The sequence below is a fragment of the Paraburkholderia sp. SIMBA_030 genome, assembly GCF_046535245.1.
In the GTDB taxonomy this organism is placed as follows: domain Bacteria; phylum Pseudomonadota; class Gammaproteobacteria; order Burkholderiales; family Burkholderiaceae; genus Paraburkholderia.
Genome location: NZ_JAWRXB010001423.1, coordinates 1 through 243 on the forward strand (window position 1 = coordinate 1; position 243 = coordinate 243).

Genomic DNA, 243 nt, shown 5'->3' on the forward strand with positions numbered 1-243 from the left:
ATCGGTCACTTTGACACCGAAATCGACACTCAGTTTATGCGTGACAATTGGCGCTGGGTTGAGATCAAGCCACAAGTGCATCAAATCTTCCGCTCAGACGATGAGAACGATTATTTGATCTTGCTTGCTGAAGGTCGCCTAGTAAACCTAGGTAACGCAACTGGTCACCCATCACGCGTTATGGACGGCTCATTTGCCAACCAAGTATTGGCTCAAATGTATCTGTTCGAAGAAAAATTCGCT

General features: G+C 46.1%; 1 pseudogene. It reads left to right on the forward strand.

The features are described from left to right. A pseudogene (locus SB772_RS44715) lies at nucleotides 1–243 on the forward strand (adenosylhomocysteinase); the annotation flags it as partial.